24 protein-coding genes are annotated in these 23289 nt (G+C 48.2%); 11 read left to right on the forward strand and 13 right to left on the reverse strand.

Features of this window, described 5'->3' with window-relative positions:
* Positions 1 to 6: 6 nt before the first annotated feature.
* Positions 7 to 876, forward strand: coding sequence for an SDR family NAD(P)-dependent oxidoreductase (locus BMW65_RS05005; RefSeq protein ID WP_090603293.1), 870 nt, complete (start codon positions 7 to 9; stop codon positions 874 to 876).
* 82 nt (positions 877 to 958) lie between these two features.
* On the opposite strand, the gene BMW65_RS05010 is transcribed toward BMW65_RS05005, so the two are convergent.
* From BMW65_RS05010 to BMW65_RS05030, 5 genes are read right to left on the reverse strand one after another with little or no spacing between them, the layout of a single operon-like run.
* The gene (locus tag BMW65_RS05010; RefSeq protein WP_090603294.1) at positions 959 to 1378 is read right to left on the reverse strand and encodes a VOC family protein; all 420 of its coding nucleotides are present in this window, start codon (positions 1376 to 1378) and stop codon (positions 959 to 961) included.
* Positions 1371 to 1820, reverse strand: a complete 450-nt coding sequence (locus BMW65_RS05015) for an SRPBCC family protein (RefSeq protein WP_090603296.1) — start codon at positions 1818 to 1820, stop codon at positions 1371 to 1373. The genes BMW65_RS05010 and BMW65_RS05015 overlap by 8 nt, the downstream gene beginning before the upstream one ends.
* Before the next feature lie 30 nt (positions 1821 to 1850).
* Entirely contained in the window at positions 1851 to 2231 is a 381-nt protein-coding gene (locus BMW65_RS05020; protein WP_090603298.1) for an iron chaperone, read from the reverse strand.
* Positions 2224 to 2598 carry a DoxX family protein gene (locus BMW65_RS05025; RefSeq protein ID WP_090603299.1) on the reverse strand — a complete coding sequence of 125 codons (375 nt, stop codon included), beginning with the start codon at positions 2596 to 2598 and terminating at the stop codon, positions 2224 to 2226. The genes BMW65_RS05020 and BMW65_RS05025 overlap by 8 nt, the downstream gene beginning before the upstream one ends.
* Positions 2599 to 2625: 27 nt before the next feature.
* Positions 2626 to 2835: an SRPBCC domain-containing protein gene (locus BMW65_RS05030; RefSeq protein WP_245747503.1), complete on the reverse strand. Its 210-nt coding sequence runs from the start codon at positions 2833 to 2835 to the stop codon at positions 2626 to 2628.
* A 136-nt stretch (positions 2836 to 2971) separates the two neighbouring features.
* Between BMW65_RS05030 and BMW65_RS05035 the strand changes: the two genes are divergently transcribed.
* Positions 2972 to 3949 carry a GlxA family transcriptional regulator gene (locus BMW65_RS05035; protein WP_090603301.1) on the forward strand — a complete coding sequence of 326 codons (978 nt, stop codon included), beginning with the start codon at positions 2972 to 2974 and terminating at the stop codon, positions 3947 to 3949.
* Positions 3950 to 4057: 108 nt separating this feature from the next.
* On the opposite strand, the gene BMW65_RS05040 is transcribed toward BMW65_RS05035, so the two are convergent.
* From BMW65_RS05040 to BMW65_RS05050, 3 genes are read right to left on the reverse strand one after another with little or no spacing between them, the layout of a single operon-like run.
* Positions 4058 to 5053 (reverse strand): hypothetical protein, encoded by a 996-nt coding sequence (locus BMW65_RS05040; RefSeq protein WP_218145348.1) that lies wholly within the window; start codon positions 5051 to 5053, stop codon positions 4058 to 4060.
* 12 nt (positions 5054 to 5065) lie between these two features.
* Entirely contained in the window at positions 5066 to 5848 is a 783-nt protein-coding gene (locus BMW65_RS05045) for a metallophosphoesterase family protein (protein WP_245747504.1), read from the reverse strand.
* Positions 5848 to 6786 carry a carbon-nitrogen hydrolase family protein gene (locus BMW65_RS05050; RefSeq protein ID WP_090604241.1) on the reverse strand — a complete coding sequence of 313 codons (939 nt, stop codon included), beginning with the start codon at positions 6784 to 6786 and terminating at the stop codon, positions 5848 to 5850. Before BMW65_RS05050 ends, BMW65_RS05045 begins: the two co-directional genes overlap by 1 nt.
* A 178-nt stretch (positions 6787 to 6964) precedes the next feature.
* On the opposite strand from BMW65_RS05050, the gene BMW65_RS05055 reads away from it, so the two are divergent.
* Positions 6965 to 9265, forward strand: a complete 2301-nt coding sequence (locus BMW65_RS05055; protein ID WP_090603303.1) for a GH92 family glycosyl hydrolase — start codon at positions 6965 to 6967, stop codon at positions 9263 to 9265.
* 6 nt (positions 9266 to 9271) lie between these two features.
* Here BMW65_RS05055 and BMW65_RS05060 read toward each other — a convergent pair whose 3' ends face one another.
* Both BMW65_RS05060 and BMW65_RS05065 read right to left on the reverse strand, forming a co-directional pair.
* Positions 9272 to 9889 carry an IMPACT family protein gene (locus tag BMW65_RS05060; protein WP_090603304.1) on the reverse strand — a complete coding sequence of 206 codons (618 nt, stop codon included), beginning with the start codon at positions 9887 to 9889 and terminating at the stop codon, positions 9272 to 9274.
* The gene (locus BMW65_RS05065) at positions 9886 to 10749 is read right to left on the reverse strand and encodes a transporter (RefSeq protein ID WP_090603306.1); all 864 of its coding nucleotides are present in this window, start codon (positions 10747 to 10749) and stop codon (positions 9886 to 9888) included. Before BMW65_RS05065 ends, BMW65_RS05060 begins: the two co-directional genes overlap by 4 nt.
* 139 nt (positions 10750 to 10888) lie before the next feature.
* Here BMW65_RS05065 and BMW65_RS05070 point away from each other — a divergent pair, with 139 nt between their 5' ends.
* Together BMW65_RS05070 and BMW65_RS05075 are read left to right on the forward strand one after the other, a co-directional pair.
* Positions 10889 to 13513: a valine--tRNA ligase gene (locus BMW65_RS05070; protein WP_090603308.1), complete on the forward strand. Its 2625-nt coding sequence runs from the start codon at positions 10889 to 10891 to the stop codon at positions 13511 to 13513.
* Positions 13514 to 13579: 66 nt separating this feature from the next.
* Positions 13580 to 14230, forward strand: a complete 651-nt coding sequence (locus tag BMW65_RS05075) for a hypothetical protein (RefSeq protein ID WP_090603309.1) — start codon at positions 13580 to 13582, stop codon at positions 14228 to 14230.
* 26 nt (positions 14231 to 14256) lie between these two features.
* Here the strand turns inward: BMW65_RS05075 and BMW65_RS05080 are convergent, their stop codons facing one another.
* Together BMW65_RS05080 and BMW65_RS05085 are read right to left on the reverse strand one after the other, a co-directional pair.
* Positions 14257 to 14907 (reverse strand): hypothetical protein, encoded by a 651-nt coding sequence (locus BMW65_RS05080; RefSeq protein WP_090603311.1) that lies wholly within the window; start codon positions 14905 to 14907, stop codon positions 14257 to 14259.
* Between the two features lie 63 nt (positions 14908 to 14970).
* The gene (locus BMW65_RS05085; protein WP_090603313.1) at positions 14971 to 15582 is read right to left on the reverse strand and encodes a WbqC family protein; all 612 of its coding nucleotides are present in this window, start codon (positions 15580 to 15582) and stop codon (positions 14971 to 14973) included.
* 82 nt (positions 15583 to 15664) lie between these two features.
* Between BMW65_RS05085 and BMW65_RS05090 the strand changes: the two genes are divergently transcribed.
* From BMW65_RS05090 to dapA, 5 genes are all read left to right on the forward strand, one after another.
* Entirely contained in the window at positions 15665 to 16531 is an 867-nt protein-coding gene (locus BMW65_RS05090; protein ID WP_090604242.1) for a lysophospholipid acyltransferase family protein, read from the forward strand.
* The gene (locus BMW65_RS05095) at positions 16507 to 17559 is read left to right on the forward strand and encodes a glycosyltransferase family 2 protein (protein ID WP_245747505.1); all 1053 of its coding nucleotides are present in this window, start codon (positions 16507 to 16509) and stop codon (positions 17557 to 17559) included. The genes BMW65_RS05090 and BMW65_RS05095 overlap by 25 nt, the downstream gene beginning before the upstream one ends.
* Before the next feature lie 82 nt (positions 17560 to 17641).
* Complete coding sequence (locus tag BMW65_RS05100) at positions 17642 to 18373, forward strand: hypothetical protein (RefSeq protein WP_090603314.1); 732 nt, start codon at positions 17642 to 17644, stop codon at positions 18371 to 18373.
* Positions 18374 to 18412: 39 nt separating this feature from the next.
* The gene (gene ligA, locus BMW65_RS05105) at positions 18413 to 20431 is read left to right on the forward strand and encodes an NAD-dependent DNA ligase LigA (RefSeq protein ID WP_090603315.1); all 2019 of its coding nucleotides are present in this window, start codon (positions 18413 to 18415) and stop codon (positions 20429 to 20431) included.
* A gap of 55 nt (positions 20432 to 20486) precedes the next feature.
* Positions 20487 to 21371, forward strand: a complete 885-nt coding sequence (dapA, locus tag BMW65_RS05110) for a 4-hydroxy-tetrahydrodipicolinate synthase (protein WP_090603316.1) — start codon at positions 20487 to 20489, stop codon at positions 21369 to 21371.
* A 1-nt stretch (position 21372) separates the two neighbouring features.
* Here the strand turns inward: dapA and BMW65_RS05115 are convergent, their stop codons facing one another.
* Positions 21373 to 22293 carry a glycosyltransferase family 2 protein gene (locus BMW65_RS05115; protein ID WP_090603317.1) on the reverse strand — a complete coding sequence of 307 codons (921 nt, stop codon included), beginning with the start codon at positions 22291 to 22293 and terminating at the stop codon, positions 21373 to 21375.
* A 125-nt stretch (positions 22294 to 22418) separates the two neighbouring features.
* Here BMW65_RS05115 and BMW65_RS05120 point away from each other — a divergent pair, with 125 nt between their 5' ends.
* The gene (locus BMW65_RS05120; protein ID WP_143053811.1) at positions 22419 to 23285 is read left to right on the forward strand and encodes a glycosyltransferase family 2 protein; all 867 of its coding nucleotides are present in this window, start codon (positions 22419 to 22421) and stop codon (positions 23283 to 23285) included.
* The last annotated feature ends 4 nt before the right edge of the window (positions 23286 to 23289 follow it).

Below are 23289 nucleotides of genomic sequence, written 5' to 3' on the forward strand. Positions count from 1 at the left end.
AAGAAGATGAAAGTAGTTTTTATTACCGGAACAAGTACCGGATTTGGGAAATTAACAGCTATCACTTTATCCAAAGCAGGATATACTGTAATAGCGGGTATGCGCAACACGAAAGGCACAAACGAAAAAGTTGCAAAAGAATTGGCCGCATTGCCTCATGTAGAAGTTGTTGATATGGATGTAGCCGATGATGTTTCGGTTTCTACTGCAATTGAACAGGCGCTTAAAAAACATGGTAAAATAGATGTACTTGTCAATAATGCAGGCGTAATAGGCTTCGGATTATTGGAAGCATTTTCCATTGACCGCATCCGTCAGTTATTTGAAGTCAATTTCTATAGTGTATTGCGCACCTATCAAGCCGTTTTACCAAGTATGCGGCAGCAAAAAAGCGGTTTGGTTATCAATGTAACGTCAGGCGCAAGCGGGCACACGCTTCCTTTTATGATTCCCTACTTGGCAACAAAATTTAGCGTTGAAAGCATTACTGAAGGCTTACAAGATGAATTAAAACAATTCAGTATTGAAAACGTGTCCATTCAGCCGGGAGTTTACCCCACAGAAATGAGTGATGGAAGTAAACCCGGGCTTCACGCTGACAAAGAAGAAATCATCAAAGCCTATGACCCAATAGCTTCCGAACAGCTTAACGCGCAATTTGGCGGTGGTTTGCTCGCAAAAATGCAGGAATTTAACATGAATCCGCAAACCATAGCAGACGGTATTTTGAAACTGATACAAATGCCTGATGGAACACGTCCGTTGCGTTATCCGCTTGATGCAATTGCAGGGGGCACAGACCTGGAATTCATCAATGCCCGTGCAGAAATAAAAGCTAAATGGCTAACCCATTATGGTGTTAAAAACCCAAAGTGAGCGACAAAGGCCCTGACTTGCGTCGGGGCCCTTGTCGTTTAATTCAACGGCCAGCAAATGGTTCGTTGACCAGCAACTGTTGCTAAACACCCAACACCCACCTCACATCAAAAGCATCGGTCAACTCAACCAGTTTTTGGTCATCGCCATGCTTGACAAAAAGATGCTGTTTATTAAGTCCCAGTTTTTTAATAAGCGTTTGCCGATCATCCGTATTTTTACAATGAAGAAAAATAGCCAGGTAATTCCCAAGTGTTCTCCCTTCGTCGTGTACGAGATCCGAACCGTGGATAGTTATGCTATCGGAAACAAGCGACCCACTGACAACAGGCGTTTCCGTATAACCTGCTAATTCCTTTTCAAACGTTTCAAAGTGCAATGTACCGCCAAAGCAGGTTTGGTAATAGGTGAGTGCTTTCCTGCAATTGCCGGGAAATGTAATGAAGATCGCACTCACAAATTTACCACGACCAGGATCATTCATCGCAGCTAAATTACGCATCAGGAATTTCAGGCTCTACCAGCTTTATCAACTTCTCCAGCGACTCCTGCCAGCCTAAATAACACATTTCTGCCGGTATTACTACAGGAATCCCCTCCTGTACCACGGTAAGTTCGGTGCCGCATGAAACCCCCTTCAACCGGATGGTTGTTGTCATTTCCCCGGGTAAATTAGGATCGTCAAACGTATCGGTGTATGTGATCAATTCATTGGGTTTTATATCCAGGTACGATCCACCAAAAGAATGCCCATTACCGGTACTGAAATTAATAAACTTCATGTGGTACTTACCCCCTACCTTAAAATCCATTTGCTGGACGGTGCAGATAAAGCCGTAAGGCGGCAGCCAGGTTGATTGGGCTAAAGGATCCGCAAATGCCCGGAATACCTTTTCCGGACTTGCTTTGATCACCCGGTGCAATGAAACTGAATTACTTTCCATGAGATTAAAATTTACTTGTGATTAATTCGTTTATTTTCTGCTACTGTTAGCCTTTTCCTCATTCTCCTTTTTCCTGAAGGTGATGATTTTTTTAATGAGCCCTTCCGGCAGCGGTTCGTCGGTTGGAACCTGGATAACCGATTTGCTGGTTTTATATCCCGCTAAATCAGCTTTGAAGTGTTCCCAAAATGCATCGCTATAGGGATGCGACAAGGAGATGTGCCTCGGAAATGCGCAGTAGTATATCAAATAGCCTTTGTACTTAAAGCAAGGGATCTGATAGCTGATGCTTTCCTCGGCATCCGGTACCACTTCGTGAATGATTTTTCGGATGATTTGCATCCGCGCTAACGATTCACCGCTAAATGCCTGGTGATACTGATCAATGCTTTGATAATCCGTCTTAGCCATTTGTCTGGATTTTACGGTTATACACGTAAGAAACGGCCAGAATGCCCAACACCACCAGTGGCAGCAGCATATACCCGATGTTTTGATCTACACAGGCATGACTGATGAATGCAAAGATTAAACTAAAGGTGAGCCCTGCATATGCCCATTCGGTTAGCTTAGTTGATATTTTTGGAATGGATATCGCTATTACGCCGAGCACTTTAGCGATAATAAGCGCATAAGCAAAGTAATCGGGATAGCCCAACGGTTCTGTACCTACAGTCGCATACGCTGGCGAAAACAATAGGGTGCTAAGCGGCATGACACCTTCCCAAAGGATAATGATGGTTGTTGCCACCCAAAAGATAATTTTATTCTTCTTCATGTTATTAATTGTTAAATGGTTTATGAATTAGTTGATTCCGAAACTGCCATCTTTGGCTTCCATCCTGTTCTTAAACTTACCGCCTATGCGCAGATCGTTTGCACTGCTTGGGGTGTGCCAGCTGGGATCAGGCGTGTTCCAATGAATAATATCGCTTGGTGTATTCCAAGCCTTCCAAACGTTTGTCACGGGCGCATTCACCGTTGCTTCTACCGTAATTCTTGTTACTTGTGCCATTGTTCGTGCTGTCTATGAATTTTACAATTCAAAATTACGATGAGGTACCGGCTTACGGCGGTTGTGAAAATGACAATCTTAGGGGTAAATTATGACAAACTATTTTTACCTTGCGGTCTAATAACCAATAATTGATATGCAGATTTCTGTCTTTGTACCTGAGTATGGTGTCATTGAGGCCGTTACACCGCCATTCAGAACCTTTCATACCGCCAACGAGTTTTTAACCACATTTGGTAAAAAGCCCATTTTCAAGGTTGAGTATGTGGGCCTGCAAGCCTATGTACCCGCTAACAATGGCGAGTATATCATAAAGACCGATAGGTTGCTCAAAGATGTTACTGAAACGGACTTACTGATCATACCGCCTACGTTTGGCGATACGGCCAAAGGGATTCAGGCCAATGCCGAAGCGATACCTTATTTTAAAAAATTGCACGAAAAAGGTTCAAGTCTTGCCAGCTTGTGTGTCGGCGCTTTTCTTTTAGCTGAAACGGGTTTGCTCAATGGCAAAAAATGCTCGACACATTGGGCGCACATCAATGAGTTTAGAGAAAGATACCCGGATGTGGAAGTGGAAGATGGAGCGATAATAACCGAACACGATAATATCTACAGCAGCGGTGGGGCAAGCAGTTTGTGGAATTTAATATTATACCTGGTCGAAAAGTTTGCGGATAGAGAAACAGCTGTAATGATTTCAAAATACTTTGCATTGGATATCGGGAGAGACAGCCAATCCCAGTTCGCGATATTCAAAGGTCAACGGAATCATGGTGATGATGATATTCAAAAAGTACAGGACTACATTGAAGAACACTATGGTGATAAACTATCCATAGAAACGTTAGCCACGTTGATTAATACAGGCCGTAGAACTTTTGAACGGAAATTCAAAGAGGCGACCAACAATACCCCCATAGAATATATACAACGGGTACGGATAGAAGCCGCCAAAAAATTTTTTGAAGCATCAAGAAGGAATGTAACGGAAATCATGTTTGATGTAGGTTATACGGATACGAAAGCCTTTCGGGATACCTTCAAAAAGATTACAGGGCTTACACCAATCGAGTACAGGAATAAGTTTGCAAAGGTGGCAAATGAGGTGTGATATCTTGTCTTACGCATGAAACAAATGATTGCATATTATCTCCAATCCATCCGGCTTTCGTTACTGTTCGGAAACGAGCAGTCACTTGCCCGATTCGGACATTTTCACCTAATAAAAGGTTTTGATTTGTTTTAGCCTTTTCTTTACCAGTTTATTTTTCATCGGCTCAAAACTTGCCACTTCCCTATTATGCTTTCTAACCGAAATGCGGAAGGGCTGGTCCAATTTATCCGTGAGGTGGTAGATTGTCACCAGTTCGGCAATATCTTCAAACCAAGATGCCATTCCGTACAGTGAGACAAAGGGTGTTTCTTGGAGCGCGCCATATATTTCCGGTGCTGACGATATAGCGACCGTGTTGCCACTGCGGAAGCGTGTTTTTTCCAATAACGGATTAATGAACGCTTCAGTCGGCACATTCATCGTATACCAAATATTTTTGGTAAACGGAGTAGGGTCAACCAGTTCCTCACTATCATTGGGATGCGGCGTAATCGTTAAAACAGCATCCACTACGTGTGTAGCCTCATGAAGCAGGACATATTGAATAGCGTCTAATTCACCCGCGTCTATGCTAATTTCAAATTCAGGATCTGTAGAACGTTCAAAACAAGTATTTTCTTTCCAGGTAGCCCATTCCGAAATGGTCTCACTAAGAATTCCGGCGCGAAAAGTAATGTTAAACATTTTTGTCGCGCTTGTAGTTGCTACTGGGGAAGTAAGTGCTGTATTGGGCATGTTATCCATAAAACTGATGCTCAGCAAATGCTCTTTTAGGATTTTTTGATGCAAGGGGGGTAAGGTAGCAAAGGCTTTTTCAACTTTTTCTTTTTCGCTTTCCGTGAGTTCATGGTTTACGGGATCCATTCCAGCTTGGCGAAACATGCTTAAAACATTCCTCGGAGCAATTGAAACCCGATTTGCAAGCACACCATTTGGTATATCGCCCGCTTCTTGTGCTAGTATGCTGGTTGAAAAGAAGGCAGCGAGGAGTACGATCAATAAGGATTTAGTAGCCATATAAATGTTTTTCTTGTTGCCTGTTCCTTCAGCTTTTATCACCAGCCAAATTAAGGCATAGTACATATTTGCAACGTTGTTCAAAACGCGCCAAATTCATTTCAGCAATAAAAAGTCTCCATAGAAGTCTGGAATGTTACTTTCGTAAATGGCATTGGCAACCTCAGTAATTGGATAATCCACCTTGCAGATTTCAGCGCTTATGCCATCAGCCGATATGGTAAGCATGGCGTATGCTGCTTTACGGTCCTTTTCTTTACTTCGGCCAACAGAGCCACAATTTACAAAAAGCACTCCTGCATAATGCTGGACATAGGAAAAATGCGTATGCCCCATCACAATGGCGTCTACCTTGTTACCACCCAACATATCCAGCAGACCCTCTTTCGGATCCGATTCAAAAACATATTCGTCATTACTCCTTGGGCTCGCGTGTACCAGCAAAATACGCTTCAGCTGTTCCCCCAACTTAAATGTCAATTCGAGTTGAAAAGGAAGTTCCGCCAGCCATTTTTTATTGTCGTCGGTAATCGTGTTTTTGGAAAATCTAATAGCAAGCTCCCGATGCGCAGTTTCTATGGAATCGTGATGCGCAAGCGGAATGATAGGCTGATCATATGCGATACGTTCATCATGGTTACCGAGGATGCAAGGTATTCCCCGATCCCGAATACGTGCAATGACCTCATTGCCCCACGGTGCAAAATCGACCAAATCACCCAAACAGTAAACCTGTGTGATTCCTTTTTTACGAATGTCATCAAAGGCTTCCTCAAGTGCTATAATATTTGCGTGAATATCACTTATTATCGCTATTTCAATTGTTTGCATCCGTTCTGCCTTACATTGCCTATTTTTCTCGAAAGCCGTATTATCCATTATAAGGCTTTAATATTCTTCGTATCCGGCTGTCCCGTCGCTCCAAATGAAAACACGTCATTTCTTGCATAATGGCCCACGACATCAAAATCCAATTTCATTTTGGCCAGTAAATCGAAATCGAGATCAGCTGTCAGCAATCCTTCTGCATTCCACAATGGTCCATTGAGTATTTCTCCTGAAGGCGCTATGATTACACTTCCGCCAGCGCTCATAATTTCCGGCTCATCAGCCAAGAATTCCTGGTATCGATCCGGATAGTCCGATTTTCTCACATATTGGTTGCTGGCCAGCACAAAACAGCGGCCTTCTAAAGCGATATGCTGAAGCGTAGATTGCCAGGATGGCCTGGCATCCGCTGTTGGTGCCAGGTATATATCCACTCCTTTGCTATACATAGCCATCCGTGCCAAAGGCATGTAGTTCTCCCAGCATATCAATCCCCCAACGCGACCAATTCCCGTGTCATACGTTGCCAATGTGGTGCCGTCTCCCTCCGCCCACACAAAACGTTCCAGCCCCGTGGGCTTGAGCTTGCGGTGCTTGCCCAAAAAAGTTCCATCAGGGCCAAAATAAAATAGGCTGCAATAGAGGCTTCCCCCAATCGATTCCCTTTCGGTGACACCCAAAGCGACAAACATCGCTGCAGCTTTTGCTGCTTCGCCGATTTGCTTTACATAGTCGGACGAGCCCTCCATACTATTTTTCCAATAGTCCAACCAAAGTGCCCGGCCTCTTTCTGTACGCCTGCCTACAACCGCATCATAGGAAATGCCCCGGGGATAAGCGGGTATGAACGATTCGGGGAACAGCAGTAGCTCACAGCCTTCTTTTTTTGCAGATTCAATCCATTGGACCACCAACGATACGCTTTGCTCAATATTGAATAATATGGGGGTGGCTTGAACGACACCGACTTTGGCGCTTCTTGTGAACATGCTTACATACTTTATATTTCCGAACAGCCCGCATCGGTATATCAGGCTATCCGTTTTCAAAGGTATCGAATGAACACACGCTTTACAAATTTCAACTATGCTTCTTCTGCATGCTTCCATTTGGTGTCAATATAAATATTACCTACCTTGTCCAGGTCAAAAAATCAAATATATACCCATGCATCGCATTTTCCGATTTGTCATCTGTTGGTTATTGGGATTTCCCTTGCCGATTAGCTACGGGCAGAAATCGCCTGCAGCTTATGTCAATCCTTTTATCGGGGCAAGCACCAGTGCTGATGCGGCCGGCATATACCACGGGTTGGGAAAAACATTCCCCGGAGCTACTACGCCATTCGGCTTGGTACAGCTCAGCCCCAATACCATCACCGGCGGCGACAATGGCAGCGGCTACAGTGATGAACATTCCTTCATCGAAGGATTTGCATTTACGCAGATGAGCGGGGTGGGCTGGTATGGCGATTTGGGTAATTTCCTGGTGACGCCCACTACCGGACCGCTGCACATTGTCGCCGGGCGGCACCCCAAGCTTGGCAGCGGCTACCGATCACGCTATGACAAGGCCACTGAAAAAGCTGAGGCAGGCTACTACGCAGCAACGCTCACCGACTACGACACCCGGGTAGAGGCCACCGCCGCCGCCCATAGCGGTATCCTACGCTTCACCTTCCCCAAACAGGATACGTCACGCATACAGATTGATCTGGCCCGCCGCGTAGGTGGTACTGCGACGTCCCAGTATGTCCGCGTAGTGGACGGGCATAGCATCACGGGATGGATGAAATGCACGCCCGACGGTGGCGGATGGGGCAACGGGGATGGAAAAGCCGACTATACCGTCTACTTCTACGCGCAGTTCAGCAAGCCGTTGCGTCAATATGGCGTATGGAGTGCTCCAATACCGGAAGACCGCAGGAGAAAACTGCAGGATATTGAACGTGCCGCCTACGACAGCTTGATTCTCCAAGCCGAACGGTTGCCATATCGGAATGAAATACAGGGTAAGCACCTGGGCTTCTATACTGAATTTGAAACGGAAGATCGGGAGTCGGTGCTGATGAAAGTAGGCATTTCGTTTGTAAGCATGGATGGTGCAAAGCAAAACCTACAGCAGGAAATACCGGATTGGGATTTCGACCGCACCAGGCAAAATGCCCTACGCCTTTGGAATGCTGCGTTGAGCAAGGTACACATCACGGGAGGTACGGAAGAGCAGCGCACGGTTTTTTATACCGCGCTCTACCATACGTTGATCGATCCAAGGGAAATGGCTGACGTAGACGGGGCTTATCCCGGAGGAGACGGGAATATCCACCAGAACAACCATTTTACCAAACGGACGATTTTCAGTGGCTGGGATGTATTCCGAAGCCAATTTCCGCTCCAGAGCATCATCAATCCTAAGGTAGTCAGCGACATGATTAATTCGCTTGTTACGCTCGCTGACGAAAATGGCAGCGAATACCTGGAACGCTGGGAATTTTTGAATGCCTACAGCGGATGCATGCTCGGGAACCCTGCCGTGTCTGTAGTGGTAGACGCGTACAACAAGGGAATAAGGGATTTTGATGTGCAGCGTGCATATCGCTACGCCCGCAATACGGTAGAAAAATTCGGAAACGGTGAGCGTGGCCACTCGGGTGGCATCTCCTATACATTAGAGCATGCATATTCCGAATGGTGCCTCGCCCAACTGGCCAATAGCCTGGGGCATCCGGATGATGCCGATCGCTACGCACGGCGGGCCCAAAGCTACCGGAATAACTTTGATCCAGATATGGGATGGTTCAGGAACAGAACCGAAGATGGCAGCTGGCAAGATTGGCCCGACGGTGGCCGCATCGCGCAACCCACCGTAGAGGGCAATTCCTACCAACAGGGATGGTTTGTCCCACATGATATCGATGGCCTGGTGCAACTTTTGGGCGGACGGGACAAGGTGGTCGCCGATTTGGTCGACTTTTTTGAGCGTACGCCGCAGGACTTCGGCTGGAATGATTATTACAACCACGCCAATGAGCCCGTACATCAGGTACCTTTCCTATTCAACCGGCTGGGAGCACCGTGGCTGACCCAACAATGGTCGCGCATTATTTGTGAAAACGCCTACCGCAATTCGGTGGAAGGCCTGGTGGGCAACGAAGACGTCGGCCAGATGTCTGCCTGGTATGTGCTGGCATCTAGTGGCATCCACATGGTATGTCCAGGGGATAATCGCTACGAGATCACCGCGCCATTATTTGACCGGGTTTCTTTTACTGTGGGTGATAGTGCCAATCCCCGGAAATTTGAGATCATCGCGCAAGGCAATTCTCCCGCCAACCGGTACATCCAATCGGCCAAGCTCAATGGCCTTCCATATGAAAGATGCTGGATCTCACACCAGGATATCATTGCAGGTGGCCAGCTGGAATTGGTGATGGGTAGTGAGCCGAATACCCGTTGGGGAATGCGTTAATGGCATTTACACCGTTGCAAGGTATACGGCAGTTGCATGGTCTATCTTTTCCAGCCGGCCCAGTACCTTTTCCACCAGCCGTTGCCGAATTTCTAGTTCCATCGTGCAACGGTTGTCGAAGTCCTGCCGTAACACGCCGATATCTTCTTCCTTCACGATGCGCATCACCTCGTTCATCTGCTCATAGCCAAACGATACGCGGTAGATGTCCTTAACCATCTGCTCCACGATTGCAGCGGCATCCAAGGCTACCTGCGTAGCGGTCTTATACGCGTTTATCAATCCCGGCACACCGAGCAGCGTACCGCCAAAATAGCGCACCACCACCACAAGGACGTTGGTCACGTCATAAGAGAGCAGCGTATTGAGCATGGGACGGCCAGCGGTACCTGACGGCTCACCATCATCGTTAATGCGGTATACCGAACGATCAGGTGTGAGGCGATAAGCCCAACAGTGGTGACGTGCCTTGGGATGCTGGGATTTCAGGGAAGCAACCAACTCCTTCACCGAAGCCTCGCTGCGCAACGGGTAGGCATAAGCGATAAACTTGCTGCCCTTGTCTTTGAACATCCCCTCCGCCGGATTGGCAATGGTCTTGTACGTATCGTCAAACAGATTCACGAATAGGCAATGATAAAAACGGATATAACGGCCAAAATTATCCCAATTTTATTAATAAATGATAATTTTTCATTGAAAAGGAAAATACCGATGAGTGCACCCAGGGCGATGACTCCCACATTCATGCCCGTAAACACGATGGACGGATTCTCGGGCAATGCCCGATGTGCTTTCATGTAAAACAAGATATTCGCAAAGTTGAACCCGCCCAGCACCATCCCCCAAAACACGGCATGGGCGGAAAACGGTTTTCTTTTGCCCAAGATGTGATAGGCCAGGTATACAAGTGCCACCACCATCGCAAGCGTAAAAACAAGGAGCATGGATGCCGTATAAGGCACTTCAGCATGCTGGGCAACCTGCTTGAATAAAATATCAACAACCCCATAACCTAAGAATACAAGTACGGGATATAGCCATACCCGGTGATTGAGCCCAAATTGGTTTCTGCCCTTATGCCACCCGATGCTGCATAATATTCCCCCGATACCGATGGCCACGCCGATGAGCTTTGTAGGCTGCGTGCGCTCGCCAAACAGCAGAAAAGCGGCCATTAATGCGATGAATAAGGAAAGGCGCTGGGCTATTTCGGTACGCACAATGCCTGCATAGCGAATGGAAGCACCCAAGGCAACGAAAATCCCCGGCAGCAATACAGCCAATGTGCCATACAACACAAAAGGGGCGTCGGCAAGCAGGGCAAGCGACCACTCCGGCCGGAGAAAAAACCAGGCACACAACACGGCAACGGGATAATTCCAAACAATGATCTGAACCGTATCCACCTGGTAACGCCTCGCCAGCTTTAGGATGACAGAAACCGTGACACTGCAAATGACGCTAAGCAATACGTATCCCATCTATTGATATTTTGCGTGGCAAAATTAATAATACTTCTCGTATAACGGCCAACCAAAAAGGGCAAGCCCGCAATCATAGTATTTGCTTTAAACCTTAACTTTGGCTAAGTTTGCGTCCCTTAAAAATGCAGACGATTCCATGAGCATATCGAAGACATACAACCCGAAGGAAGCCGAAGATAAATGGTATACCTATTGGATGGAAAAAGGTTTTTTCCGCTCCATCCCGGACGATCGCGAGCCGTACACCATCGTGATGCCCCCTCCTAATGTCACCGGCGTGCTCCATATGGGGCATATGCTCAACAATACCATACAGGATGTGCTCATCCGGCGTGCTCGCATGCAGGGCAAAAACGCGTGCTGGGTACCGGGTACGGACCATGCTTCTATCGCCACGGAAGCCAAGGTCGTGGCCATGCTTAAAGAACAAGGTATCAACAAGAAAGACCTTACCCGCGAACAATTCCTTGAACATGCTTGGGAGTGGAAGGAAAAATACGGTGGCATCATCCTCAAGCAATTGGAAAAACTCGGCGCATCATGTGATTGGGAGCGCACGAAATTCACCATGGAACCCGATCTGTCAGATGCCGTCATTGACACGTTTATCCGGCTATACCGGAAGGGCTACATCTACCGGGGTGTGCGGATGGTCAACTGGGATCCACAGGGGCGCACTGCACTCTCCGATGAGGAGGTCATCCGAAAGGAGGTCAACCAAACGCTTTACTACGTGCGCTATGCCGTGAAGGGCACCGGGGATACCCCCTCTTACCTCACCATTGCTACCACGCGTCCGGAAACCATCATGGCCGACACCGCCGTATGCATCAATCCCAACGACCCAAGGTATGCCCATCTCAAAGGCAAGACGGCATTGGTGCCACTCATCAACCGCGAAATACCCATCATCGAAGATGAGTATGTAGACATGGAGTTTGGTACCGGTTGCCTCAAAGTAACGCCAGCCCATGATTTGAATGATTACGAACTTGGCCAGAAGCACAACCTGGAGGTCATCGACATCCTGAATGACGATGGCACACTCAACGATAAAGCACAACTGCTGGTGGGCGAAGATCGCTTCAAAGCCCGCAAATCGGTGGCCAAGTTGCTGGAAGAAGCCGGGCAGCTCGAAAAGACAGAACCTTATAAGTCGCAAGTAGGCTTTTCCGAGCGCACCGATGCAGCCATTGAGCCGAAGCTTTCGATGCAGTGGTTTTGCCGGATGCAGGAACTGGCCAAACCGGCGCTTGACTACGTGGTTAATGGCGAAGTGAAGCTCATCCCCGACAAATTCATCAGCACCTACCGCCACTGGATGGAAAACATCAAGGACTGGACCATCAGCCGCCAGCTGTGGTGGGGCCAACGCATTCCGGCATGGTACAACACCCAGAACGAGTGGGTCGTAGCCAAGACCGAGGCAGAAGCCCGGGCGCTTTTCGAGGCAGAAGGCAAATCTACCGAAGGTATCCGGCAGGAAGAAGATGTGCTGGATACGTGGTTTTCTTCAGGCCTCTGGCCAATGTCGGTATTCGATGGCACACGCCATCCGGACAATGCAGACATCCGCTATTACTACCCGACCAGCGACTTGGTGACGGCTCCCGAAATCCTGTTTTTCTGGGTGGCCCGCATGATCATCTTTGGCCATGAATATAGGGGTCAGCCGCCTTTTAAAAATGTATACCTTACAGGTATTGTCCGCGATAAGCTGGGCCGCAAAATGTCCAAGTCGCTGGGCAATTCGCCGGATCCCATCGAGTTAATGGCCCAATATGGTACCGATGGGGTACGCGTGGGCATGCTGCTCTCCTCTCCTGCGGGTAATGACCTGATGTTTGACGTGGCGTATTGCGAGCAGGGCCGTAACTTTGCTAACAAAATCTGGAATGCATTCCGGTTGGTAAAAGGTTGGGAAGTCGCAGCCATCCCCGCTTCTTCTGCGCAGCACGAAGCGGCCAGTTGGTTTGGTCACCGCTTCAACCAAGCTATCGCCGAAATTGAAGACCACTTTACCAGCTATCGCATATCCGATGCGCTCATGGCCACCTATAAGTTCGTATGGGATGATTTCTGCTCGTGGTACCTCGAATTGGTGAAACCGGCATACCAGCAGCCCATCGCCAAGGAAACCTTCGAGGCGACCAAAGGATTCTTTGAAGCTGTGCTGAAGCTTATCCATCCGTTCATGCCATTCATCAGCGAAGAATTGTGGCACGACGAACTTTTTGGCGAACGCTCCGAACAAGACTGCTGCATGATAGCGGAATATCCCACAGCAGGCGTTTTTGACGAGCCAACGTTAAGCGACTTCGCGGTATTGCAACAGGTTATATCCGAAATCCGCAACCTCCGCAATGCGAAACAAATCTCGCCAAAAACCCCCTTGCCGCTGGCGATCCATGCTTCATCCGGTATCGATTTCAAGCGCTATGCCGAAAGCATCCAGAAAATGGCAAACGTGTCAGCCGTTAGTTTTGCCGATGGCAAGCAGGCCGGATCCACCAGCTTTTTGGTGGGCAAAGACGAATTTTATGTAAGCCTCGCCCAAAGCATCGATGCCGATGCCGAACGGGAACGTATTACCAAAGAAATTGACTACCTTAATGGGTTCCTGAAAGCTGTGAATGCCAAGCTCGCCAACGAACGCTTTGTGCAGAACGCCAAGCCGGAAATTGTAGCCAACGAACGGAACAAGAAAGCGGATGCTGAGGCAAAAATAAAACGATTGGAAGAGCATCTCGCGAATCTTTAGGCCAACGGGTTTTGAAACCGGGCAGGTTTTTTTATTTTAGCGAGCGTAAATTGAAAAACATAAACGATGATGAATAAATTGCACCGTATTGCATTGATCGGTTTGGTGGCGTCAGCCTGCCAACAAGGACAACAGCAACAAGAAGAAACAACGCCTGCCGCAGATCCGAACGCCATCACCTGCGAAGGCATCGGGCCCGTCAAACTTACGTATTCTTACGCGGCACTGGATAGCGCCGTCGGCGCCGATAAGCTGGAAAACGGAACGGTAGAGGAAGGGGGCAGCACTGTACACATCACCAAGGTATTCCCCAATGAAGCAGAAGAAATCACCGTATACTGGGCGGAAAGCCAAGAGCCTTATACCACCATCACGAAGATCACCATAGCCAATAACTTTGGGCCATACCAAACCGCGGAAGGGCTCCGCGTGGGCTCCACGCTGAATGAAATCAAACAATACAACAATTTCATGCCCGTCACCATGACCAACTTCTACAACAGCTTGGATGGATTTGCTACCATTTTGGGGTTCAATGGCGGTGACATTGAAGTGAAGTATCCCTGCCTGGGCGGCAAACTCGATATCACGAAACAACGTGGCGTGGATGTCCGCACCTTGGATGAAATAAAGCCTGAAAACGAGCTGCAATCCTCCCATAAACTATTCAACTCCATTGATGTGGAGGTGGTAGAACTGAGTATTTCAGCGAAATAAAGATACAGCGTAGGGGCGGCATGCCCCTACTCTATCCCTATCACACGTGCTACGTTGTCTTTCAGCTTGGTCACGTCCGTCTTCAATCCGCCATATAACGATATCACATTGACCGATCGCTGCTGTATCTGCCGGAAATTGTGCAGCCATCCCGCTTCTACAAATAGGAAAAAACCACCGATTCGGTAGTCGGCTCCCACCCCCGCCCTTAACGTAGGCGTGATATGCGAAGCGCTTTCAATTGTGACCTTATCTTCACTGGAAGAAACCATTGCCCGTGGTTGTATTACTACACCAGCTCCCGGGCCGGCGTATGCATGTGTATTTAGCTTACCAAATCGCTTCCGCATTCCCCCGGCAAGGTTAAGGATATAGAAATTGCTCCTCCCCTTTTCCAGGTTATAAGGGTAATCCGGATCGGGCACTTGCTGGTCATACCTAAACGTGAGAAAATCAAGCGATGGGTAAACAAAATACCGGTTGTTGGCCAGTGAAATGTCCAAGCCCAGGCTGTTGGAAAATTTTGCCTGCAAAACATCTTTGGTTTCACCCATCGCGAATCCCCATCCCATGCCGCTGGTGACAAACACCTTCCGTTGTGTTGTATCCGTATTGGACTGCGCCGTCGCATCTATCACTGCGATGAGGGACGAAATGAGCAAATATTGTTTCAGCATAATTTCCTTTAATTAATAGGTAATGACACTAAAACAGGGATTGGCCCAAAAAGTTTTCAAGCGTCAGAGATACATCCGGCTTTGGGGTCCATGGTTAAACAGGAGATCCACGATGCTAAGACCGGGGATAAAACCATGTTTATTTTCGAATACCTGGTAGTAGGGTTTGGGGTCGTCCCCTGCATAGTCCATCTTAGGATGGATGGTTTCCCTGAAATCCAGGGCAGGCACATAGTCTTCGCGGTAGCTTTCGGTACGCCCAACCGTCCGCGTTATTTTCAGCAGGCGAAGCAACAGTTGTAGCTGAAGCTCATTATAATCAAATAGCCACTCATGCCGCTGCTGGTAAAAAGGAGCGAAATCATCTTCATAATATTCGAAATAAGCCGAACTGCGGTAGGCCGTCTGTAGACTCATCCAATGCAGCCGCTGCCAATCCGATTCATAGCTGATCCGTACGTCTTTCATCTGCGTGTGGCCATGGTTTCCCCGTTGTACCGGTACAATCAGATCCAATTTTCCATTGGCCGAGTAGACCGACGCCCGCGTGCGGTAAGTCTGCTTGGGGTAATGCTCGTATTGCTCCAGCAAAATCGGCAGCGACGAAACCTGGATCACACTGAAATAGGAAACCGGAGGTAAGTAAAACGCAGGTAAGATGAGCTGATTGTCCATGTATTACAAGAAATATAAGTTTGTGCTGTAAAAATAACTTAAATTAAGGATATTTGCAGCTTTACGCACTTGAATGGCCGTAATGCGAAAATCTTCCATCGTATCTTTCTTTGTTTACCTGATTTCCCTGCTGCCTTTTTGGGCGCTTTATGTGCTTTCTGATCTGCTGTATCTCTTGCTGTATCACCTTATTGGCTACCGAAAAGCTGTGGTGTATGAAAATCTACGGAATGCATTTCCGGAAAAAACCAACGAAGAACACAAGCAAATTGCCCGAAAATTCTACCGCTTTCTACCTGATTTGATCGTGGAAGCCATCAAAATGCGTAGTATCGCGGCTGACGAGGTTGAAAAGCGTATAGTCATCCATCAATTAGAAGAAGTGGAACGCCACTTTAAGGCAGGCAAAGGCGTGATAGGCGTCACTGCACATTATGCCAATTGGGAATTGGGTATCCATCGATTGAGCTTGCTCACGAAAAATCCGGTGCTTATCATCTACAAACCCCTGCATAACCAGACGGTGAACTTCATTTACAATGCGATAAGGAGCCGTTTCGGTGCCACCATGGTGCCCATGAAACAAACCTTGCGCCAGATTATTGCCCATCGGCAGCAACCGCATATCAGCATCTTTGTGGCCGACCAAACACCGATGTACAGGGATTCCGACTATTTTATCCCCTTCCTCAACCAAGATACCCTGGTATATACAGGGGCCGAGAAGATTGCTAAAATGACTAACTTTCCGGTGGTATTTTGCCACATCGACCGTATCAAACGTGGCTACTATTCGTGTACGTTTACAACATTGGTAGAAAACCCTGCGGAAGTGCCAGGGCACGGCATTACGGATATTCACAATAAATTTACGGAAGATATCATCCGCCGAAAGCCTGAATGGTGGCTGTGGTCCCATCGGCGATGGAAAAGAAAGCCCAAACCATGAAGCAGTATCCGAGAGTAGCCGTTGTCATCTTGAATTGGAACGGAAGGTTTTTTTTAGAGAAATTCCTCCCCGCTGTGTATAACAGTAATTATCCGAATGTGGAATTTGTGGTGGGCGACAATGCTTCCTCGGATGATTCCATTCAATTTGTCACCACACATTTCCCCACAGTCCGCATCGTCCGAAATACGAGCAACCTTGGTTTTGCAGGGGGGTATAATGAGGTGCTGAAAGCGGTGGATGCGGACTACTATGTATTGCTCAACTCAGACGTGGAGGTGACGCCAAATTGGATAGCTCCGGTCATCGAATTATTGGAAAACCATCCGGACATGGCTGCTGCCCAGCCCAAGATCCGCTCCTATTACCAGCGTGATCATTTTGAGCACGCCGGTGCGGCGGGCGGGTTCATTGACCACTATGGTTTCCCGTTTTGCCGCGGGCGGATGCTGCATGTCATCGAAAAGGACAATGGGCAGTACGATGACGCTTGTGAGGTATTCTGGGCTAGTGGGGCCGCGTTTTTCATCAAACGCCACTGCTGGGAATTGTCGGGCGGGTTTGATGCCGACTTTTTTGCACACATGGAGGAGGTAGACTTGTGCTGGCGCCTCAAGCTCGCGGGCTACCGTATCGGGTATTGCCCGCAATCCGTGGTATACCATGTAGGCGGCGGCACATTGGCTGCCAGCAACCCAAAGAAAACGTACCTTAATTTCCGCAATAGCCTGTTTATGATGCAAAAGAATTTGCCCTTCCTACAGGCCGTATGGGTGATATTTGCGCGCATGTGGATAGATTTCATCGCACTTGCCCATTTCCTCATCGCCGGAAAACCGAAGGATGCCTGGGCCATCAGCCGGTCACACCAGCGTTTCTTTCTTGATTTTTTTAAAACCGCAAAGAAAAGAAAGCGGCACAATCAAAAATTTGGCACCAAGGGCATCTATCACGGGAGCTTCATCTGGGCTTTCTATGTGCATGGAAAGGCCTATTTCAGTCAGCTCAACCCAAGAAATTTTTTGTAAAATACCAGCTACACGACAACTTTTTATCCGATAGCTTGTTATTTTAGGACTTTGTAAGCCAAAAACAACAAACAACAAAATCATGAAAAGATATCTGATTCTTTCATTACTCACCATTTGTGCAACAAGCCTGCGTATCCAAGCTTATCAGGCGGATGCACTGGCCGGAGCTTGGCACACCCAACAAGGCGACATTGAGCAAACGGCTGTGTTCGTAGATGGATACGTATCACACAGTACGTATGATGTCAAAAACAAAACATTCGTCGCCACAAGAGGCGGCACCTATTCAGCTACGGGCGGCAAACTCACGATCACTTGGCAGTATGACACGGAAAAGGCTGCCAATGAGACGCCCATCAATACGTGGTTGGGTCAGTCCAGCACATTTGCATACCAAGCGGGCACCACCCTGACCACCGATTTGTCAGGCTCCAATGCTGCCTGGCAACGTATTGACGGCAATGAAGGGCCCATGGCGGGGGTGTGGTACATGTCCGGACGCATGCAAGGGGATGAGATCGCCCAGCGGACGCTTCAAGATCGGCGGACGCTTAAAATCTTGTCGGGGAAACGCTTCCAGTGGGTAGCCATCAACATCAAGACGGGCCAGTTCTCGGGCACTGGTGGCGGCACCTATACCTTTGGAAATGGCAAATACACGGAAAACATCGATTTTTTCTCCAGGGGCGGTGATCGTGTGGGCATGTCCCTTCCATTTGATGACCAAATCATTGACGGCCAATGGCACCATACTGGGAAAAGCTCCGCAGGAGACCCGATGCATGAAGTGTGGAGCAGGCTGAAGGAATAACCGATTGCCGAAAACCATAAAATTTGTATTTTCGCTGCCATGTCACCAGCAGAAGCAGCTATCCGGATTGAGGAGCTAACCCGGGAGCTTAATGAGTACAATTACCAATATTACGTATTGGCCAATCCGACGATTTCGGATTACGACTTTGACCAGAAACTCAAAGAATTGGATGCCTTGGAGCAACAATTCCCGCAGCTCCTCGATCCCGACTCGCCTACCCAAAAAGTGGGGGGCGATATTACACAGCGCTTTGACACCGTGCAGCATCGGTGGCCCATGCTTTCGCTTAGCAATACCTATAGTGAGCAGGAGCTGCGCGATTTTGACAATCGGGTACGCAAAGCCATCGGCGATGATTTTGGATATGTATGCGAACTAAAATTCGACGGCCTATCCATCAGTATCACGTATGAGCATGGCGTGCTGAAACGTGCCGTGACCCGTGGAGACGGCGTACAGGGCGACGATGTGACCACGAATGTGCGCACCATCAAATCCATCCCCAACAAGCTGAAACCGAATGGATATCCTGACCTATTCGAAATCCGGGGTGAAATCTTCATGCACCGGGCGGCATTCCTACGGCTCAACAATGAACGCATCGAAAACGGGGAGATGGCATATGCCAATCCGCGCAACTTCGCCGCAGGTACCATCAAGCTGCAAGACTCCGCAGAGGTGGCCCGCCGCCCACTGGACTGCTTCCTTTATTTCTTGTACAGCGACGACCGCAATCGGTTGTTCAACAACCATTGGGACAGCCTCCAAGCCGTGAAATCATGGGGATTCCATGTCTCTGAGCAGATGGCACTGTGCACATCGATCGATGATGTGCTTGCTTTTATTGCCAAATGGGAGCAGGGGCGCTACGACCTGAGCTATGATATTGATGGCATCGTGATCAAGGTAAACGATTATGGGCAGCAAGAAGAACTGGGATTCACTGCCAAATCACCCCGCTGGGCCATCTCCTACAAATATAAAGCCGAGCAAGCCGAGACCAAATTCCTTTCCGTAAGCTACCAGGTCGGCCGTACAGGGGCAGTAACGCCAGTAGCCAACCTCAGTCCCGTATTGTTGGCTGGAACGACAGTAAAACGGGCAAGCCTGCATAATGCCAATGAGATTGCCCGGCTGGATTTGCGGGAAGGCGATATGGTATTCGTCGAGAAAGGCGGCGAAATCATCCCCAAAATCGTGGCCGTAAACCTCCAGAAACGGATGCGCGAATCCCAGCCCATCGTATATCCTTTTACCTGCCCGGAATGTGGGACGCCGCTGGTACGCAAAGCGGGAGAGGCGGTGCATTACTGTCCGAATGAAGAAGGCTGCCCACCGCAGATCGTGGGACGCATGCAGCACTTCATCGGCCGCAAGGCCATGGACATCGAGGGCATGGGCGATGAGACCATCGAGACCTTTTTCAAGCAGGGCCTACTCCACAACATCACGGATATCTATACGCTTAATGAAAAGCAAGAAGGCCTCATACAACTGGATCGCTTTGGCCAGAAGTCCATTGAAAACATGCTGGCAGGCATTGAGAAATCCAAGGAGAAACCATTTGAAAAGGTGCTCTTTGCCCTCGGTATCCGCTATGTGGGCGAAACGATAGCCAAAAAACTTGCTGCTCACTTCAAGACCATTGATGCCCTGGCCGCTGCTTCGAAGGAAGAGATTGAGTCGGTCTACGAAATTGGCGAACGGATCGCCGAAAGCGTGACCGAGTATTTTGCCAAGGAAATCCACAGGGAACAAATCGAACGGCTAAAGCAGCATGGGCTGCAACTGGCTACCGTAGAAAAAGAGCATGAACGGCTCGGCGATGCCTTATCAGGCAAAACGTTCGTTATTTCCGGCGTGTTTGCGCATTTCAGCAGGGAAGAACTGACCGCCCTTATCGAAAGCCACGGTGGCAAGCTGCTGAGCAGCATATCCGGAAAACTGGATTACCTGGTTGCCGGCGACAAGATGGGCCCATCGAAGCTTGCCAAGGCCGAAAAACTAAAAGTCCCCATCATTTCTGAGCAAGAGCTGCTTGGCATGATTAATTGATTATCGTAAAATCATTTATTTACCTTAATTTTGGCCGCTTATAAAACGTAACAACATGGACGAGCTTTACGGCGCTGGGGTGGCATTGGTTACCCCATTTCATTCGGACGGAACAATTGATTACCCGGGTTTGGAAAAGCTCATTGAGCACCAAATCAGCGGTGGCATGGATTACCTGGTTTCATTGGGCACTACCGGTGAAGCAGCTACCCTCACTGCCGATGAACGAAAGGCCGTATGGAAATTTACCGCAACAAAAGCAGCCGGACGTATACCGCTCGTAGCAGGCATAGGCGGCAATAACACCGCCGAAGTTGCACGTCAGCTGGAAACCTTCGATCATGAAGGATATACAGCCATCCTGTCCGTGAGCCCCTACTACAATAAGCCCACGCAGGAAGGCATTTACCAGCACTATAAAGCGATAGTGGCCGCTTCTCCCCTACCACTCATCTTGTACAATGTACCCGGGCGCACAGGCAGCCAAATAAGCCCGGAAACCACCGTACGGCTGGCCAACGAATTCGGACGCATCGTGGGTACGAAGGAGGCTTCGGGCAGTTTCGATCAATTCAGCAAAATCATGCGCGACAAGCCTGATGGCTTCTTGTTGATTTCGGGCGATGATCCGGTGACATTGCCCATGATAGCGCTGGGCGCAGCCGGGATCATTTCCGTGATCGGCAATGCATTCCCCGCCGCGGTAGCGAGGCTTGCCAAGCTATGCCTTGAAAACCAATATGCCGAAGCGCGGAAAATACACAACCAATTGATTCGCATCACCGAGCTTTGTTTTGCCGAAGGGAATCCTGCAGGGGTGAAAGCTATCCTCGAAGAGCTGGGTATCTGCGGTGCTGCGGTGAGGCTGCCACTGGTAGGTGCCAGTGATCGGCTGAAAGAGGCCATTCGTGCAGAGCTGGCAAAAACCGGCACCTTGTAGTTTAGTTCGCAGGAAGTTCAATCCCCAAATCGCCACTCGTGGTGGAATGCGTGGTGTTCCATACCATCCCCCTTAAAACGGCTTTTGCCAAATCAAACCTCCCGCGGGCCAGGTGCTTGATGATTAGGTAAGGCATAGGGATAAGCAGGTAATAACAAGCGAAGAAGAGCGTAGCTGGCCACGGCGCATTGCGCCGGATGAATAACCACCGGTTACGGGCCATGAAATAAGTCTTTAAAGCGCTTGCTTTGCCCACACTCATCGATTCCTTGTGGTAAATTTTGGCTTTTCCGGTGAATCCCATGCTAAATCCCGCACGTTTAAATTTTTCACACCAATCCAATTCTTCATAATACAGGAAAAAATGCTCCGCCATCAGCCCTACCCTGGCTAAGTCCGCCTTACGGCACATCATGGCCGCCCCATGGCAATAGCCGGTCACCGTGGTCATCGCATCGTATTGCCCGTGGTCATCCTCCAATGCCCCGATGCTTTTATTCCGTCCCGTCAAGTAATTCATTGGCGTATAACCCGCATATTGGATTTTATGCTTATCCTCAAAGAATAGGATGAGTGGCGAAATCAAACCGATTTCCGCATGGTGATCTAATTCATCGCGCAGTGCTCTCACAAAATTCTGGGTGATTTCAGTATCATTATTGAGGAACAAGAGGTACTCCCCCCGTGCGTGGCCAATTCCAAGATTATTTCCACCGGCAAACCCAAGATTCTTCTCGGATCGGATATAAATCAGCTGCGGGTATACCGCTTTGAACATCAATCCATGGTCTTCGCGGCTACCGTTGTCTACGACAATGACCTCAATAGTCTCCAAAGGGTCATGATCCAATATCGAACGTAAAAAAAGGCAAGTAAGCTGCGGCTGGTTATAGTTGACAGTAATGATGGATGTCAATTTCATTGCGTGTGACGGTGCTCCCATGCCTCCAAAAATAACACAATACGATTTATATAAAAAGAAAAGCGTACAAACTAAAAAGAAAACGGCACTAAACAAAAATATTATATATTTGGACGCTTAAATAATTGTCTAATTACTATACCAATACCTGCTGCATGGGCAATGTACTGCTATCGATTATTATTCCGTGCTACAACCATGGCCAATATTTGATGGAAGCAATCAATTGTTTTCCGGACTATTGGCACCAAGAAAAATATGAAATAGTCATTATCAATGATGGCTCCACTGAAACCCACACGCTGGAGACCTTACAGGAGCTGGCACGGCAGGGATACCGCGTCATCCATCAGCAAAACCAAGGGTTGTGCAGCGCAAGGAATAACGGCATAAACGCCTCTGCCGGCAAATACATCCTTCCGTTGGATAGCGATGACAAGGTGTCCATTCAGTACATCTACGAAGCGATTGAAATCTTGGAAAACCAACCGGAATATACGGTAGTTTATTGCGACGGGGAATATTTCAATGCCAAGACGGGGCCATGGATCATTGGTGAATTTAATTTGCAGCGGCTGATGCTTTGGAATTACATGCATGTCAGTGCCGTATTCCGTCGTGAAGCTTGGCAGAAAGTAGGGGGCTACGACATGAACCTCAATCGGTTGGGTTTTGAAGATTGGGATTTATGGTTGTCCATTGCATTTACAGGGGGAAAATTCTATTACCTCAAAAAATCATTATTTGCTTACCGAATCAGCCCCAACTCCATGGTGCGAAGCTTCACCGGAAGCAAATACAAACAAATGCAGGATTATATCCACCAGAAACACCGGACCTACCTGAGCCGGGATCACCTCAATAACCACTTGGTCTTGTTTATGAAACGAAGCAAAAGATTGTGGATAAAACTGTTCCTCCGGATTTATTTCCCGGGATATTTATCTAAGTTGGTGAAAAAAGGAAAAGTGGACGATGTCAATATTTTTTAACGCT

Origin of the sequence: Parapedobacter koreensis, from assembly GCF_900109365.1 — a bacterium.
Lineage (GTDB): Bacteria > Bacteroidota > Bacteroidia > Sphingobacteriales > Sphingobacteriaceae > Parapedobacter > Parapedobacter koreensis.